This window comes from Sphingomonas sp. Root720 (assembly GCF_001428605.1).
Taxonomy (GTDB): domain Bacteria; phylum Pseudomonadota; class Alphaproteobacteria; order Sphingomonadales; family Sphingomonadaceae; genus Rhizorhabdus.
Genome location: NZ_LMID01000001.1, coordinates 1,048,349 through 1,063,311 on the forward strand (window position 1 = coordinate 1,048,349; position 14,963 = coordinate 1,063,311).

At 67.5% G+C, this 14,963-nt stretch carries 17 protein-coding genes; 7 read left to right on the forward strand and 10 right to left on the reverse strand.

The genetic code is table 11. The features are described 5' to 3' along the window. Window positions 1–89: 89 nt before the first annotated feature. Window positions 90–1,142: a 1,9-bis(guanidino)-5-aza-nonane synthase gene (locus ASE22_RS04855; protein ID WP_056355683.1), complete on the forward strand. Its 1,053-nt coding sequence runs from the start codon at window positions 90–92 to the stop codon at window positions 1,140–1,142. Between the two features lie 59 nt (window positions 1,143–1,201). Next, entirely contained in the window at window positions 1,202–3,079 is a 1,878-nt protein-coding gene (locus tag ASE22_RS04860) for a hypothetical protein (protein WP_056355685.1), read from the forward strand. A gap of 3 nt (window positions 3,080–3,082) precedes the next feature. Here the strand turns inward: ASE22_RS04860 and ASE22_RS04865 are convergent, their stop codons facing one another. After that, window positions 3,083–3,535: a BLUF domain-containing protein gene (locus ASE22_RS04865; RefSeq protein WP_056355687.1), complete on the reverse strand. Its 453-nt coding sequence runs from the start codon at window positions 3,533–3,535 to the stop codon at window positions 3,083–3,085. A 164-nt stretch (window positions 3,536–3,699) separates the two neighbouring features. Between ASE22_RS04865 and ASE22_RS04870 the strand changes: the two genes are divergently transcribed. After that, entirely contained in the window at window positions 3,700–4,134 is a 435-nt protein-coding gene (locus ASE22_RS04870) for an MAPEG family protein (RefSeq protein WP_056356336.1), read from the forward strand. A gap of 75 nt (window positions 4,135–4,209) precedes the next feature. On the opposite strand, the gene ASE22_RS04875 is transcribed toward ASE22_RS04870, so the two are convergent. The 4 genes from ASE22_RS04875 to ASE22_RS04890 all read right to left on the reverse strand — a co-directional run bounded on the left by ASE22_RS04875 (window position 4,210) and on the right by ASE22_RS04890 (window position 8,249). Beyond that, window positions 4,210–5,442: a class I SAM-dependent RNA methyltransferase gene (locus tag ASE22_RS04875; RefSeq protein ID WP_056355689.1), complete on the reverse strand. Its 1,233-nt coding sequence runs from the start codon at window positions 5,440–5,442 to the stop codon at window positions 4,210–4,212. Then, window positions 5,439–6,806: a bifunctional ADP-dependent NAD(P)H-hydrate dehydratase/NAD(P)H-hydrate epimerase gene (locus tag ASE22_RS04880; protein ID WP_056355691.1), complete on the reverse strand. Its 1,368-nt coding sequence runs from the start codon at window positions 6,804–6,806 to the stop codon at window positions 5,439–5,441. The genes ASE22_RS04875 and ASE22_RS04880 overlap by 4 nt, the downstream gene beginning before the upstream one ends. Next, the gene (locus ASE22_RS04885) at window positions 6,803–7,189 is read right to left on the reverse strand and encodes a hypothetical protein (RefSeq protein ID WP_056355693.1); all 387 of its coding nucleotides are present in this window, start codon (window positions 7,187–7,189) and stop codon (window positions 6,803–6,805) included. Before ASE22_RS04885 ends, ASE22_RS04880 begins: the two co-directional genes overlap by 4 nt. Before the next feature lie 82 nt (window positions 7,190–7,271). Next, window positions 7,272–8,249, reverse strand: a complete 978-nt coding sequence (locus tag ASE22_RS04890; RefSeq protein WP_056355696.1) for a LysR substrate-binding domain-containing protein — start codon at window positions 8,247–8,249, stop codon at window positions 7,272–7,274. A gap of 111 nt (window positions 8,250–8,360) precedes the next feature. Here ASE22_RS04890 and ilvD point away from each other — a divergent pair, with 111 nt between their 5' ends. Beyond that, window positions 8,361–10,214 carry a dihydroxy-acid dehydratase gene (gene ilvD / locus ASE22_RS04895; RefSeq protein WP_056355698.1) on the forward strand — a complete coding sequence of 618 codons (1,854 nt, stop codon included), beginning with the start codon at window positions 8,361–8,363 and terminating at the stop codon, window positions 10,212–10,214. Between the two features lie 63 nt (window positions 10,215–10,277). Here ilvD and ASE22_RS04900 read toward each other — a convergent pair whose 3' ends face one another. Next, complete coding sequence (locus ASE22_RS04900; protein WP_056355700.1) at window positions 10,278–11,843, reverse strand: calcium-binding protein; 1,566 nt, start codon at window positions 11,841–11,843, stop codon at window positions 10,278–10,280. A 412-nt stretch (window positions 11,844–12,255) separates the two neighbouring features. On the opposite strand from ASE22_RS04900, the gene ASE22_RS04905 reads away from it, so the two are divergent. The 3 genes from ASE22_RS04905 to ASE22_RS04915 all read left to right on the forward strand — a co-directional run bounded on the left by ASE22_RS04905 (window position 12,256) and on the right by ASE22_RS04915 (window position 14,031). Continuing rightward, entirely contained in the window at window positions 12,256–12,960 is a 705-nt protein-coding gene (locus ASE22_RS04905; protein WP_056355702.1) for an EI24 domain-containing protein, read from the forward strand. Window positions 12,961–13,019: 59 nt separating this feature from the next. Continuing rightward, a complete protein-coding gene (locus ASE22_RS04910) occupies window positions 13,020–13,256 on the forward strand; it encodes a hypothetical protein (protein WP_056355703.1) in 237 nt (78 codons plus the stop codon). Between the two features lie 124 nt (window positions 13,257–13,380). Next, entirely contained in the window at window positions 13,381–14,031 is a 651-nt protein-coding gene (locus tag ASE22_RS04915) for a glutathione S-transferase family protein (RefSeq protein WP_056355705.1), read from the forward strand. Between the two features lie 46 nt (window positions 14,032–14,077). Here the strand turns inward: ASE22_RS04915 and ASE22_RS04920 are convergent, their stop codons facing one another. From ASE22_RS04920 to ASE22_RS04930, 4 genes are read right to left on the reverse strand one after another with little or no spacing between them, the layout of a single operon-like run. Beyond that, window positions 14,078–14,275 carry a hypothetical protein gene (locus tag ASE22_RS04920; RefSeq protein ID WP_056355707.1) on the reverse strand — a complete coding sequence of 66 codons (198 nt, stop codon included), beginning with the start codon at window positions 14,273–14,275 and terminating at the stop codon, window positions 14,078–14,080. A gap of 29 nt (window positions 14,276–14,304) precedes the next feature. After that, entirely contained in the window at window positions 14,305–14,436 is a 132-nt protein-coding gene (locus tag ASE22_RS27850; RefSeq protein ID WP_268796521.1) for a hypothetical protein, read from the reverse strand. Between the two features lie 48 nt (window positions 14,437–14,484). Next, window positions 14,485–14,748 (reverse strand): translation initiation factor IF-1, encoded by a 264-nt coding sequence (gene infA / locus ASE22_RS04925; protein WP_056355709.1) that lies wholly within the window; start codon window positions 14,746–14,748, stop codon window positions 14,485–14,487. 4 nt (window positions 14,749–14,752) lie between these two features. Beyond that, a complete protein-coding gene (locus tag ASE22_RS04930; protein WP_056355712.1) occupies window positions 14,753–14,959 on the reverse strand; it encodes a cold-shock protein in 207 nt (68 codons plus the stop codon). Between the last annotated feature and the right edge of the window lie 4 nt (window positions 14,960–14,963).

The following is a 14,963-nucleotide window of genomic DNA, read 5'->3' on the forward strand; positions in this document are numbered from 1 at the left end:
AAGGCTGGCATCTCAGGAGGCTCGGCCGCCGTGCCTCTCCCGAGATCCCAGCCTTCGCTGGGATGACGCTTTTGTTTTGAGGTAAGAATATGACCCAGTCCGCCATCAACGACACGCGCAAGGCCGAGCTGCTCTCGACCGTCGTCGAGCATATCGACATCACGAGCTTCGACGCGCGTCCGATCATCGACGCGATGGGCAAGATGAGCTTCACCAGCCGCGATCTCGCCCGCGCCACCGGCATCTACAACCAGATGCTCGAGGATCCCGACTGCACCATCTTCCTGGTGATCGCGGGTTCGACTTCGGCCGGCGGCTGCATGGACGCCTATGCCGAGCTGGTGCGCTCGGGCATGGTCGACGCGATCGTCGCGACCGGCGCCTCGATCGTCGACATGGATTTCTTCGAAGGCCTCGGCCACAAGCATTACCAGGCGCTCGAGGTGCCCGACGACGACACGCTGCGCTCGCTGCTGATCGACCGCATCTACGACACCTATATCGACGAGGAGCAGCTCCAGGACTGCGACTTCACGATCAACAAGATCGCCAATGCGCTGCCGCCGCAGGCCTATTCGAGCCGCGCCTTCATCCGCGAGATGGGCAAGTATCTCGTCGAGCACGGCAAGAAGGAAAACAGCCTCGTCAAGCTCGCCTATGAGCATGACGTGCCGATCTTCTGCCCGGCCTTCGTCGACTCGTCTGCGGGCTTCGGCCTCGTCAAGCATCAGGTCGACTGCATGAAGGCAGGCCGGCCCTACATGGTGCTCGATGCGATCGCCGACTTCCGCGAACTGACCGACATCAAGGTCAAGGCGGGCACCAGCGGTCTGCTGATGATCGGCGGCGGCGTGCCGAAGAACTTCATCCAGGACACCGTGGTGTGCGCCGAGATCCTCGGCCATGACGATGTCGAGGTGCACAAATATGCGGTGCAGATCACCGTCGCCGATGTGCGCGACGGTGCCTGCTCCTCTTCGACCCTCCAGGAAGCGGCGAGCTGGGGCAAGGTCAACACCGGCATCGAGCAGATGGTGTTCGCCGAAGCCGGCTCGGTGGTCCCGCTGCTGGCGTCGGACGCCTATCATCGCGGCCACTGGAAGAACCGCGCCAGGCGCGCATGGGGCAAGCTGTTCGATTGATCCCGACGCCATGATATCGAAGAGCCGTTCCTGTTCCCGATGCAGGGGCGGCTTTTTGCATGCATGACCTCATCGCCTTCGAGCGGGCGGCCTACGGACGCACGCCCGACCGCGTGACCCGGATGATCGCCGTCCTGCGCCGGGCGGCGGCGGGGCGCCTGGCGGACGGTGCCGGCGGACCCGGCGCGCAGCCGGGCAGGGAAACGACGGCCGGCATGGAAGCGATGGCCAGCCGCCTCGCGGCCGCGCTCGCCGCGGTCCTGGCCGATCCGGAGGTGGAGCCGTCGGCGCGGGAAATCGAGGATCTGATCCTGTTTTCGGGCACGATCCGCCAGCTGTTCGACATCGCCGGGTTCGGCGGGACCGATTTTCTCCTGCGCCTGCTGGGCGATATCGCGTGGGACGCGCCGAGCGGGCAGATCGCCAAGCGCTTCCTGCTGCTATCGCTCGATTCCATATATGACTGGCGCCCGGCGATGCTGGCGAACGCCCCTCCCCGGCTCGGCTGGGGGGTGCTGGCCGCACTGGTCGCGACCCGGCCGATCGCCACGCGGCGCGGCGTGGCCATGAAGGGCCGGCTGCTGGAAGCGGCGGCGTCGATGCCACCCGCCATCTTCCCGCTCGACATCGACCATCTGGTTCTCGTCAGCCTGGCCTGGATGCAGTGCAGCTATTCCGCCTCGCCGCACAAGCATGCGATCAAGGCGCCGCTGAACGCCGCCCTCCGTGCCATGGCGGCCGGCTGGGAGCTGGAAGACGTCGCACCGGCCGGACGGCGCCCGCGACGGGATCGGCCGCTGCTGCTCTTCGCCGCGGAGGTCATCAACGGCACCCATGTCCAGTATCGCTATTTCGGCCGGTATCTGCGCCAGCTGCGCGAACGCTTCGACCTGGTCCTGCTCACCGAAGCGCGCGAGGCGGACCCGGCCGCCCGCGCCCTGTTCGACCGGGTGCTGACCTTCGAACGCGGCGAGGACGCGAAGCATCTCCACCGGATCCACCGGATGATCGCCGATACCGCCCCGGACATCATCTTCTACCCCAGCGTCGGCATGCGCCATTGGGGACCTCTCTTCGCCAATCTCCGGCTGGCACCGATCCAGATGACCGCGCTCGGCCATTCCGCGTCGACCTTCTGCGACACGATCGACTATTATCTGCTCGAGGAAGGCTATGTGTCCGACCCGGCCCTGTTCGGCGAGACAGTGATAACGCTGCCCGACGAAAGCCTGGTCTTCGAACGGCCGCCGCATTACCGGCCCTGCGACCCCGCCATACGGGCCGCGCCGCACCCGTTGCGGATCGCCTTTCCAAGCAATCTGCTGAAGCTCAACCCCGATTTCCTGGCGGTGATCGCGCGCATCGTCGCGGCCGCACCCCGGCCGCTCGAACTCCACTTCCTGCCCAATGCCGCCGGCCTGGAACTCGATGCCGGGCGGCGGGCGATCGGCCGGACACTGCCCGGGGCGACGGTCCACGGCATGCTGTCCTATGCCGATTATCTGGCGGTCCTGTCGGCGTGCGACCTCGTCCTGGGCCCCTTTCCCTTCGGCGGTCTCCACAGCGTGGTCGACTCGCTCCGGCAGGGGCTGCCGGTCGTCGCTATGGAAGGCGCCGAACCCCATGGCCGTACCGACGCGATGCTGCTGCGGCGGCTCGGCCTGCCCGGATGGCTGGTCGCCGCGAACGAGGAGGATTATGTGGCGGCGGCGCTCCGCCTCATCGCCGACGATGCGCTACGGATCGACCTGAGCGAGCAGGCGCTGGCGCTCGACATCGACCGGCTGATGTTCGGCGACGCGGCGACGCCATTGCGCAGCGAGGTGCGCGATGCGGTCTGGTGGATCCATCGCCACCATGAGGCCGCCCGAGCGGACGGCCGCAAGCTGTGGAGCGAGGCCGACAGGTCGGCGTTCGATGGGGCGCCGTCCGCCTGAGGGTCAGTGCGAGGACGGTCGCCCGACCGGCCCGTCCTGATCGTGGCTCGCCTGCGCCAGCTTCTGCAGCAGCTCGTAGAGATCGGTGGTCTGCTGGGTCCGGTTGAGCGCGTCGGCTTTGTCGAGCACCCGCGCGACATGCTGGTCCATGTAGCTGGCATCCCCCCAATAGGCGAGGCTCCAGTCCGGGAAGCGATAGCCGTCGATCGGCTTGTTCTCGATCACCGTCACCGACTCGTGCCGCCAGTCGCGGCGAATGCTGTCCATCAGCTCGGCGATCGAGCCCGGCGGACCTTCCAGCAGCTGGGCGAAGTGGCGCTCGGTGAAGATCAGGGCTCCGCGCACCTCCAGGCGGGCATTGCGCTCGATCGAACCGGACACTATGCGGTCGATCTCCTCCGCTTGGGAGGGCAGCTGAAGCCGGCTGCGACTGACATAGATAAGCGACTGGTACATGGCTCGCTTATCGCACGGCGCGATGTACCACGCACTCAGCAAAGATACGAATTCGTTGACGAAATTGGCGATCGTTACGCCGATGGTCGAAGCAATATGGTAAATGTCGCGGGAAATGGGTAGACCCCTGGCGGGCGGTGTCCGCCGCCGGGGAGAAGGCCCGCATGCATACGCCGATTCTATGTGCGGTGATCGCGCTGGTGCTCTGGACCTTCGTGATGTGGCTGTGGCTCTATGCGACGCGCATCCCGGCGGTCGTGAAGGGCGGCATCGCCTATGATCCCAACAAGCCAGCCAGCGATTTCATGGACCGCATTCCGCCACGGGTCCGCTGGAAGGCCGATAACTACAACCACCTCCACGAACAGCCGACCATCTTCTACGCGGTCGCGATCATCCTCTCGATGCTCGCGGCGGGCGGCGGGCTCAACGCGACGCTGGCATGGATCTACGTGGCCTTGCGGATCGCCCATAGCCTCGTTCAGGCGACGGTGAACGTGGTGATGCTGCGCCTTGCCCTGTTCGTCGCGGCCTCGGCCGTCCTGTTCGTGCTGAGCCTGCGCGCCGCGCTGCTGCTGTTCGGCGGCCCGGCGGCCTGATCGGAAGCGGTACCGGCCTTGACCTGACCACACCGCCCAGCAGAGGGCGGGTGACCTAATCCGGAAAGAGCCCGGTCAGCGCGCGAACGCCGCCACCAGCTCGGTATGGGTCGACCAGCGGAACTGACCCACCGGCCTTATCCGCTCCAGCCTCCAGCCCCCTTCCACCAGCGTCCTGGCATCGCGCGCGAAGGTGGATGGGTTGCAGGAGACATAGGCGATGCGTCGCACCTTCGTAGCGGCGGCGAGCGCCACCATCTGTTCCCTGGCGCCGGCGCGGGGCGGATCGAGCACGACCGCGTCGAAGCGATCGAGTTCCTCGGCCGACAGCGCCCGACGGAACAGGTCGCGATGGTCGACGCCGATCATGCGCTGGCCGCGGTCGGCCGCCGCCTTCAGCCCCAGCACCGCATCGCGCGCGCCTTCTGCGGCATAGACGCGCCGCGTCCTTGCCAGCGGCAGCGTGAAGGTGCCGAGCCCCGCAAAGAGATCCGCGACGATCTTTGCATCGCCGACGATCGCCTCGACCTCGGCGAGCAACGCCGCCTCGCCCTCGGCGGTCGCCTGCAGGAAGCCGCCCGCAGGAAAGGGTACCGCCACGCCGCCCAGCGTCACCGTCGCGGGCTCGGGCTCCCAGCGCGGCTGCGGACCGTAGCCGTCGTCGACCGACAGTCGGGCGAGGCCGTGCGCCTGTGCGAAATCGTTGAGCCCCTCGATCGCCGCCAGCCCCTCGACCTCGACCTTCTCGAGCAGCAGGTCGACGCCCTGGTCGACCAGGGTCATCTGCACCCCCGCCGCACGCCGGTCGCGCAGCAGCGGGTGAAGCAGGCCGCGCAGCGGAACGACCAGCGCGAACAGTCTCGGATGCAGCACCGCGCACATCCTGATGTCGACGATATGGTGGCTCTGCTCCTCGTTGAAGCCGAGCAGCATCCGCTTGCCCTGCCGTTCGGCGCGCAACGACGCGCGACGCCGGGTTTCGGGGGCCGAGAGGATAGCGGGCGCGAGCGGCGGGACCTCGACTTTCTGCTGGGTCAGCGCGCCGCTGATCCGCTGGGCGAGGAAATCGGCATAGGAGGCGTCGTCGATCTGCTGCAACTGGCAACCGCCGCATTTGGGGAAATGGCGGCATGGCGGCTCGACATGGTGCGGCCCCCATTTCAGCGACCCGTCGAGCGCCAGCAGGTCGCCCGGCGCCGACAAGGGCGAATGGCGGCCATCGGCGGTGATCCCCTCGCCGCGCGCGGCGATGCGGACGATCGGTTCCCAGTCCTTCGGGGCGACATCACTCGGATTGGCGTCGTTCACAGGCACTCTCCCAGCGCCTGGGGAAGGTGCGCGATCAAGTCGTCGGCGATCAGCCCGACCCCCGCCAGCTCGGCGGCGCGGCCATGCAGCCACACCGCAGCGCAGGCCGCCGCAAACGGATCGAGCCCGCGCGCCCGGTTCGCGGCGACCAGCCCGGCGAGGACGTCGCCCGTCCCCGCGCTGGCGAGCCAGCCCGGCGCGGGCGCGGCGATCGCGGCGCGGCCGTCTGGCGCCGCCACCACCGTGTCGGGGCCCTTGAGGACGACCACCGCCTGTGCCCGCTCCGCCGCGACACGGGCGCGATCGACGCGATTGCCGGGCAGCGTGCCGAACAGCTTCGCGAACTCGCCGTCGTGGGGGGTGAGGATGGGCGTACCGTGCAGCGGTCCGGTCCCGGCCAGCAGCACCAGCGCATCGGCGTCGAGCACCAGCCGCTTGCCCGATGCCAGCGCGATGTCGAGCAGCGCGCGGGCCGCGGCATCGCGGCCGAGGCCCGGACCGACCAGCGCCGTGCCGACCCGGTCGTCGGCGAGGATGTCGGCCAGCGGCGCATCCCGCCATACGATCGCGGCCGGGCCGCCCCGTCCGCGCCCGGCGAGCGTCACATAGCCCGCCCCTCCGCGCTGCGCCGCCATTGCGGACAGCAGCGCCGCGCCCGGCATCGCGCCTTCGGCGACGACGACATGACCGCGGGTATATTTGTGATCGGTGGGGCCCGGCGCGGGAAGATGCGGACGGGCGATCTCGGCGAGCCTCGAGGTGCCGGCTATGCCGATGTCGCCGACCACCAGCCGGCCCATCAGCGCTGCGGCGGGCTGCAGCCGGTGCGCGGGCTTGAGCATCGCGAGCGCCACGGTCATGTCATAGGCGATGCCGGGGCCGAGCAGCGCGCCGTCGTCGGTTCCCACCCCACTTGGCAGGTCGACCGCGATCCGCAGCCGCGCACCCTCCGCCAGCCGTTCGAGCGGCCCGGCGATCGGCGGATCGAGCGGCCTCGCGAGGCCGGTGCCGAACAGCGCGTCGATCAGCAGCGGCGCGGCCGCGGCTTCGGCCAGCGCCTCTACCGGCCCGTCCCAGCGGCCGCGCATCGCGCGGGCCGCAGCGGTCTTCGGCTCTCCGCTCGCGGCGACGCGGACCTTGAGCCCGCGCGCCTTCAGCAGCCGCGCGACGACATAGCCGTCGCCGCCGTTGTTGCCCGGCCCGCATAGCACCAGGGTCGGCACCCTGCCGGCATAGCGCCACGCCGCCTCGGCCACTGCGGCGCCGGCGCTTTCCATCGCCTGCTCCACGGTGACGCCGGTGGCGAACACCGCCGCCTCGGCGGCGCGCGTCTCGGCGGCGGTCAGGATCGGCCGGCCGGTCATGCCGCCACCTTCGCGGGCAGGCGATAGACCATATCGCCCGCGCTCACATCGATATGGCCGGCGCCCGCCGGACGCACCCCGACCGGCTCGGCACCGTCGGCGGCGATCACCCCGCGGCCGTCCTTCACGATCAGGAGGCGGCGGAAGCCGCCGTCGGGCGCTCGCGCCACGAGCACCGGGCCTTCGGGGCTGTCGATCCGTTCCACCGTGCAGATACGCTCGAAAGCCTTCGCGTCGGCGAGGCGGCAGTCGATCGGCTGGCTGCCGGGAATCGCATCGTCGGCCGAACCGCAGGCGGCAAGCAGCAGGACGAACGCAAGGCCACTGCTCCGACCAAGCGACTGCCCCGACCGATAACCGTCATGCTGAACGCATTTCAGCATCCACCCATCATCCTCACAGCCATGCCTTGTGGCGCGATGGACCCTGAAACATGTTCAGGATGACGAGCTTTCCACATCATCGTCACCAACGTCCGCCGTCCCGGCGGTGCCTAGGCGCAGGGGATGGCGGAGGCAAGAGCGGCGCTGCCCCTCCCGTCTCGGCTCGATCCCGGAACGCGACATCGAAGAAAGCCGCCAGGGTCGCGCTGTCGTCCCCTTCGCGCCACGCCAACCCGGTTTCCAGCTCGGGCGCGTCTTTTGCGAGCGGGAGATAGCGCACCCCCGTCCGCGCCAGGTGCCGCAGCGACGCAGGCACCAGCGCCATGCCGAGCCCGGCGGAGACGAGGCTGATGATCGTCTGCATCTGGATGGCTTGCTGGCGGATCGAGGGCTGGTGCCCCCTCGACCGGTAGAAACCCATGACGAGATCGTGGAAATCGGGCGAGACCCGCCGCGGAAAGATGATCAACGGCTGCGCCATCCAGTCATCGTCGCGGAGCGATCCGTCGGCAATGGGCAGTCGCCCGTCCTCTACCCAGGCTTCGGGCACCGCCGCCACGAGCGGCTCCTTCAGGAGCGGGCGATAGGCCAGCGCCGGGAGCAAGGCCGCCCGCGTCGAGATCAGGATTCCGGCGTTGATCCGGCCGCTCAGCAGATCCTCGACCTGAACGTCGCTCGTCGCCTCGACCAGCTCGAGCTCGACGTCCGGGAAGGCCGAGGAATAGCGCGCGACCAGCGCCGGAAGGATATTATAGTCGGCATAGCTGACGAAGGCGAGCGACAGCCGCCCCGCCGCCCCCGTCCGCAACCGCTCGGCGACGGCGGGCAGTTCCGCGACGGCTTCGACCGCGGGCCGGACATGCTCCAGCCACTGCCGGCCGAACGCGGTCAGGGCGACGCTGCGCTTCGAGCGGACGAACAGGTCGGCGCCGAGCGTCCTTTCCAACGCCATGATCGACTGGCTGAGCGGCGGCTGGGTCATCCCCAGCCGCTCGGCCGCCCGCCCGAAGTGCAGCGTATCGGCGACGGCGAGAAAGTGGCGCAGCTGGCGCAGGTCCATTGTCTATACATATGATATGCGACTTTATCGCGCCACAACAATATATTTCCCGACCTTTTCAGAAAGGCGTAAGGCAGCTGCCGAACCCCAGACCGATTTCGAGGACGCGCAATGCCCCATTATCGCTCACGCACCAGCACCCATGGCCGCAACATGGCGGGCGCCCGCGGCCTGTGGCGCGCCACCGGCATGACCGACGAGGATTTCGGCAAGCCGATCATCGCCATCGCCAACAGCTTCACCCAGTTCGTGCCCGGCCATGTCCACCTGAAGGACCTCGGCCAGTTGGTCGCGCGGGAGATCGAGGCGGCGGGCGGCGTCGCCAAGGAGTTCAACACCATCGCGGTCGACGACGGCATCGCGATGGGCCATGACGGCATGCTCTATTCGCTGCCCAGCCGCGACCTGATCGCCGACAGCGTCGAATATATGGTCAACGCGCACTGCGCCGATGCCATCGTCTGCATTTCGAACTGCGACAAGATCACGCCCGGCATGCTGATGGCGGCGATGCGGCTGAACATCCCGGTGATCTTCGTGTCGGGCGGGCCGATGGAGGCCGGCAAGGCCGATATCCGCGGCCAGACGGTCGCGCTCGACCTCGTCGACGCGATGGTCGTCGCGGCCGACGACAAATATACCGACGAGGAAGTGAAGGTGATCGAGCGGTCGGCCTGCCCGACCTGCGGCTCCTGCTCGGGCATGTTCACCGCCAACAGCATGAACTGCCTGACCGAGGCGCTGGGCCTTTCGCTGCCCGGCAACGGATCGGTGCTCGCCACCCATGCCGACCGCGAGAAGCTGTTCCGCGAGGCGGGGCACACCATCGTCGACCTGTGCAAGCGCTGGTACGAGCAGGACGACGCCCGCGCCCTGCCGCGCACCATCGCCAGCTTCGCGGCATTCGAAAATGCGATGAGCCTCGATATCGCCATGGGCGGGTCGACCAACACCGTGCTCCACCTGCTCGCCGCCGCGCATGAGGGCGAGGTGCCGTTCACCATGGCCGACATCGACCGGCTGTCGCGCCGCGTCCCCTGCCTCTGCAAGGTCGCCCCGGCCAAGCAGGACGTGCACATGGAGGACGTCCACCGCGCCGGCGGCATCATGGCGATCCTGGGCCAGCTCGACGCAGCCGGGCTGATCGACACGTCCCTGCCCACCGTCCATTCGCCGACCCTGGGCGACGCGCTCGACCGCTGGGACATCAGCCGCACCGAGAGCGAGAGCGTGCGCGAGTTCTTCAAGGCCGCGCCCGGCGGCGTGCGCACCACGGTCGCGTTCAGCACCAGCAACCGCTGGAAGGACCTCGATCTCGACCGCGACGCGGGCGTGATCCGCAGCGCCGCGAACCCCTTCTCGAAGGACGGCGGCCTCGCCGTGCTGTTCGGCAATCTCGCGCCCGAGGGCTGCATCGTGAAGACCGCCGGCGTCGACGACAGCATCCTGACCTTCCACGGCACCGCGCGCGTCTACGAAAGCCAGGACGCGGCCGTCGCGGGCATCCTCGGCAAAGAGGTGAAGGAGGGCGACGTCGTCGTCATTCGCTATGAAGGGCCGAAGGGCGGGCCGGGCATGCAGGAGATGCTCTATCCGACCAGCTATCTGAAATCGAAGGGCCTCGGCAAGGCCTGCGCGCTGATCACCGACGGGCGTTTTTCGGGCGGCACTTCCGGCCTGTCGATCGGCCATGTCTCGCCCGAAGCGGCCGAGGGCGGCCTGATCGCGCTGGTCGCCACCGGCGATCCGATCGTGATCGACATCCCGAACCGCGTGATCAGGCTCGACGTCGACGATGCGACGATCGCCGCCCGCCACGGCGAGATGGTCGAGCGCGGCAAGAAGGCATGGAAGCCCTTCGGCCGCAAGCGCGCCGTCTCCCCGGCATTGCGCGCCTATGCGGCGCTCACCACCAACGCGGCGCGCGGCGCGGTGCGCGACGTGAGCCAGGTCGAGAAGGACTGAAGGCTATTGCGGGCCCCGAAAGGGGGCCCGCAGCCGACCGGGACGGGCCGGAATGGTTGCCCGTCAGACGAAGTCCGACGTGTCGATCAGGCTCGGGTCCGCAAGACCATCGAGCCGGATCGCCTCCATCTGCGACTGTGCCTCGTAGAAGACGAAGACATCCTGACCGACGCGGAGAGCCGCAACGCCCGCGGCGTCTCCCAGCGGTTGGAGCATCTGTCCGGCCGCCGTCGCGGCCGAAGCGAGATCGGCAAAGGCCTGTCCCTGCAGGACGGTGCCCGGAACGCCGATGCCGAGACGAATATGGTCCGTGCCATTGGCGAAGTCGCTGATCGTATCGGTCGCCCCCGCGCCCGCCGATGAGAAGGTCGCGTCGCCCTTGGCAAAGGAGAAGATGTCGGCGTCTCCCCCGCCGGTGAGCGTGTCGACACCGGTTCCGCCCCACATCACGTCCGCGCCGAGGTCGCCCAGCAGCACGTCGTCGCCGTCGCTGCCGCGCATGGTGTCGGCGCCCTGGCCGCCGCGGACGAAGTCGTTGCCGTCGTCGGCATCGATCCGGTCGTCGCCGCGGTTGCCGTTGATCGTATCGTTGCCGGCGCCGCCGGTGATCTTGTCGTCGTCGGCACCGCCGTTGACCCGGTCGGAGCCGTCTCCGCCGTCGAGCGTGTCGTTGCCGGCATTGCCCTGGACATAGTCGCTTCCGGCGCCGGCGCTGATCTGGTCGCCGGCATCGTTCCCGCCACTGTCCGACTGGCCATAGAGATGGTCGTTGCCGGCGTTGCCGATCAGCGTGTCCGCCCCGTCGCCGCCGGTCAGGACGTCATGGTCGTCGCGGCCTATCAGGTAATCCGCACCCGCGCCGCCATCCAGCGTGCCGTTGCCCGCGCCACCGTCGAGCAGGTCGTTCCCCGCCCCGCCGATGAGCGTATCGTTGCCGGTCTCGCCCGTGAGGACATCGTCGCCGTCGCCACCGTCCCCCCAGTCGTCGCCGCCGCCGGACTCGATATGGTCGTCGCCGGCCCCGCCGATCAACGTGTCGCGGCCTCCTTCGGCATCGATTATGTCGTTGCCCTCATTGCCCTCGAGATAATTGTCGCCGTCGCCGCCATCGACCGAATCGTCGCCGAGGCCGCCATAGACCCGGTCGTCGCCCCACTGGCCCTTGAGCCTGTCGTTGCCACCCTCGCCATAGATGATGTCGTTGCCGTTGCCTCCCGATACCGCTTCGGTGGTGAGGAGGCCCGTCGCCGGATCGATTTCGTTGGTGAAGCCGTCGTCGCCGTCGCCGGCATAGATGACGTCGTCGCCGTCGCCGCTGTCGAGATAATCGCGGCCGCCGCCGCCGAACAGGCTGTCGTTGCCGGCGCCGCCGATCAGCTTGTCGTAACCGTCGCCGCCATCGATATAATCGTCGTCCTTGCGGCCATCGAAGACATCGTTGCCCGCCCCGCCGACCATGCGATCATTGCCGTCGCCGCCATCGATCGTGTCGGCACCGTCCCCGCCGTCGATCGTGTCGGCGCCGGCGCCGCCCCTGATCAGGTCGTCGCCGGCCTCTCCATAGATCATGTCGTCGAGAATCGTGCCCAGAAGAGTTTCGGACAGCGCCGAACCGTTTAGAACCGCCATGAACGTCCCTCGAAAATGAAGCTTCGGCGAATGCCGGCCGCCACCGGATCGGCGGCGTGATGGCAAGGCGCGTTTTTCACGGCGACGTTAAGTAAAAAGCGGCAAGATGAGCACTTGATGCGATAATCCTCGCCCCATCCGGACAATACTCGCCGCTTGATCGGCCAATATATTACCGACGGCAATACCGCCTCTATCTTTTACATTAATCCGGATAGTACATATGGACTAATCCTTAAATATTACGCCATCACCGCCGCGATTCCGGCCAGATTTTCTGCGGAGCATCCGGTTTTTTGATTCTCATAGAAAATTCATCACCGGATTCTGGATTGCGACTGGCCGACCTTCCTCTGCCCCTCTCCAGGCCGCTGCCGGCGGAACTCCGCCCGCCCACGACCGTAGTCGCGGCATGATCGGCATCTTCTTCCGCGCCCTCGGCGACCTCACGGACTCCCGCATCCTCGGCGTCCTGCTCCGGTCGCTGCTCGTCACCCTGCTGATCTTCGCCGTGTTGGGCGTCGGGCTCGGCTGGGCGCTGGCGGGGAGCGATCCCTGCGCGGCCTTCGGCGACATGGAATGCCCGCTCAGCCCGGCCGAAGGCGGGATCGGGGCGATCGCCCTTACCCTGCTCGCCCTGTGGTTCCTGTTTCCCGCGGTCGCGCTCGGGGTGGTCTGCGCCTATGTCGAGCGGATCGCCGCCATCGTCGAGCAGCGCCATTATCCGCAGGCCGCCGCTCAGGCCAAGTCGATCGGAGCGGGCGCCGCCGTGGCGCTGGGCCTCCGATCGGCGGCGCGGGTACTGGTCTATAATCTGGTCGCCTTGCCCTTCTATGTCCTCCTGCTGTTCACCGGGATCGGGCCGCTGATCCTGTTCGTCGCCGTCAACGGCATGGCTTTCGGCCGCGACCTGGGCGAGATGGTCGCCGCACGGCATGGCGACCGCACGGAACGGCATGCCTGGCTGGGTGCGACGCGGGTCCAGCGCATGCTGATCGGCTCGATCGTGACGGCCCTGTTCCTGGTCCCCTTCGTCAACCTTGTCGCGCCGGTGCTGGGGGCGACGATGACGACGCATCTCTACCTGCGTTCGCAGCCGCGCCGCGGCGTCCGCTGAACTAACTGGTGCGTCGGTGCGTTATCGGGTCAGTATCATGGTTGCGTAAGGAGGTTCGAATGAACCCGGACGACGTCTGCCGCTTGATGCGGCGCCGGGGGCTGCTCAGCAGCCTGAAGGCCACGCGGACGATCTTCGCGGAAGCGGGCGATTTCGTCCGGGCGACGAAGGTCGAGCTTGGTATCCAGATGCTGCTCGACCAGCGAGTCAGCGACAGAATGCTCGACCTGCTGGCCCAGAGCGCGGCCGTTGCGGCGCGCGACGCGGCCGATGTGGCGATGGCGGAGCGCGACTGATCCCGCCCGCCGGCGGGTGCCCGGCTGCTCGCGGCTTCAAACCGGGTTGCGAAATCGCTAGGGATGGATCGATCGGACCATCGCCCCGATCGTTTCTCCGCCGATTCAGGAAGGGCGCGCCGCCGTGAGCGAACTGACCATCTGGACGTTCGATTGGGTTCCTGAGGGTCCCCGCGGTTTCGTGCGCGACCTGAGGCTCAGATGGGCGTGCGAGGAAGCGGGTCTCGACTATGCGGTGCGTACCGTCCCGTTCGACGGCCGCGAAACCAATCATCTCGCGGATCAGCCCTTCGGCCAGGTTCCGTTCCTCAAGGATCACGGAGTCGGGATATTCGAAAGCGGCGCCGGCCTGCTGCACCTCGCCCGGAAGAGCGACACGCTGATGCCGCGCGATCCGGTCGGGGAGGCGGAAACCTTGCAATGGACGATCGCCGCGCTCAACTCGGTCGAGATGGTCACCGTACCGTGGTGGTTCCTGAAGCTGGGCGGCGACGGGAACAACGGTCTCACCGGATGGATGGGCCAGCGCCTCGATCATGTGGAAAGGGTATTGAGCGAGCAAGAATGGCTCGCCGCCGGGCGCTTCACCGTAGCGGACCTGTTGATGGCGGATGTGCTGCGCGTTTCGGATGTCCGCGCGTTCGGCAACCGGCCCGCGACAGAGGCCTATGTCGCCCGCGTGACCAGCCGTACCGCCTTCCAAAAGGCTAGAGCCGATCAGATCGATCATTTCGAGGCGGCCGATCGAACGATCGGAAAGGACAGGTCGAGGTGAAGGCGGGCGGGTCGGCGTGCTTCGCACAGCCAGCCCGCCACCTCCGTCAAAGGTCGACGCGCAGCGCCTTGACGCGAGCCAGTTCGGCGCGCTCGGTTTCGCTCTTCACGACCTTGTCGGCCATGGCGCGCCATGCGGTTTCGGCCCGCAGCCAGCGATCCCGCACGTTGGACAATTTGGTCGTCTCCGCCTGGAGGGCACTTTCAGCCGCGCGGGCAAGATAGAAATCGCTGGTCGCCGACATGGCCGTCTCCTTGCGTTGATAGTCGCGCCTCAGCCGATGATGTCGGCGACGATGCGCTGCAATTCCTGGCGGGAAAGCGTGGTACGCGGCGCGTTGCGCTCGGCCCTCGACAGGGGAAGGTGGAAAGGCGACTTCTTTACGAAATGGGTCTTGGAAAACATGATATCCTTGATGCGCCCGCAGGCGCTCAGTGCATTGGGAAGCGAGCGCTATCGCCGTTTAGAGCGATGGCCTCCGGGCCCGGCGGGCCCTGGGGTGCGCTCACGATATATGATCCGGCCCTTGCCGAGATCATAGGGGGTCATCTCAACCTGAACGGCATCGCCGACGACCGAACGGATGCGGAAACGCCGCATCCGGCCGGCCGTATAGGCGATAATACGAAGATCATTCTCCAACTGAACGCGGAAGCGCCCGTCGGGAAGGATTTCTTCGATCCGGCCGTTGAGGACGAACTGGTCCTCTTTGGCCAAGACCTTAAGCGGCCTGGAGGTTGGTGGCGGAGCTCTTGCCGCGACGGTCGGTCTCGACCTCGTAGCTGACGCGCTGATCCTTGTTCAGCGTGATCATGCCCGCGCGCTCGACGGCGCTGATGTGCACGAAGCTGTCCTCGCCGCCGCCCTCAGGAGCGATAAAGCCATAGCCCTTGTCGGCATTGAAGAATTTGACGGTGCCGATCGGCATAGGG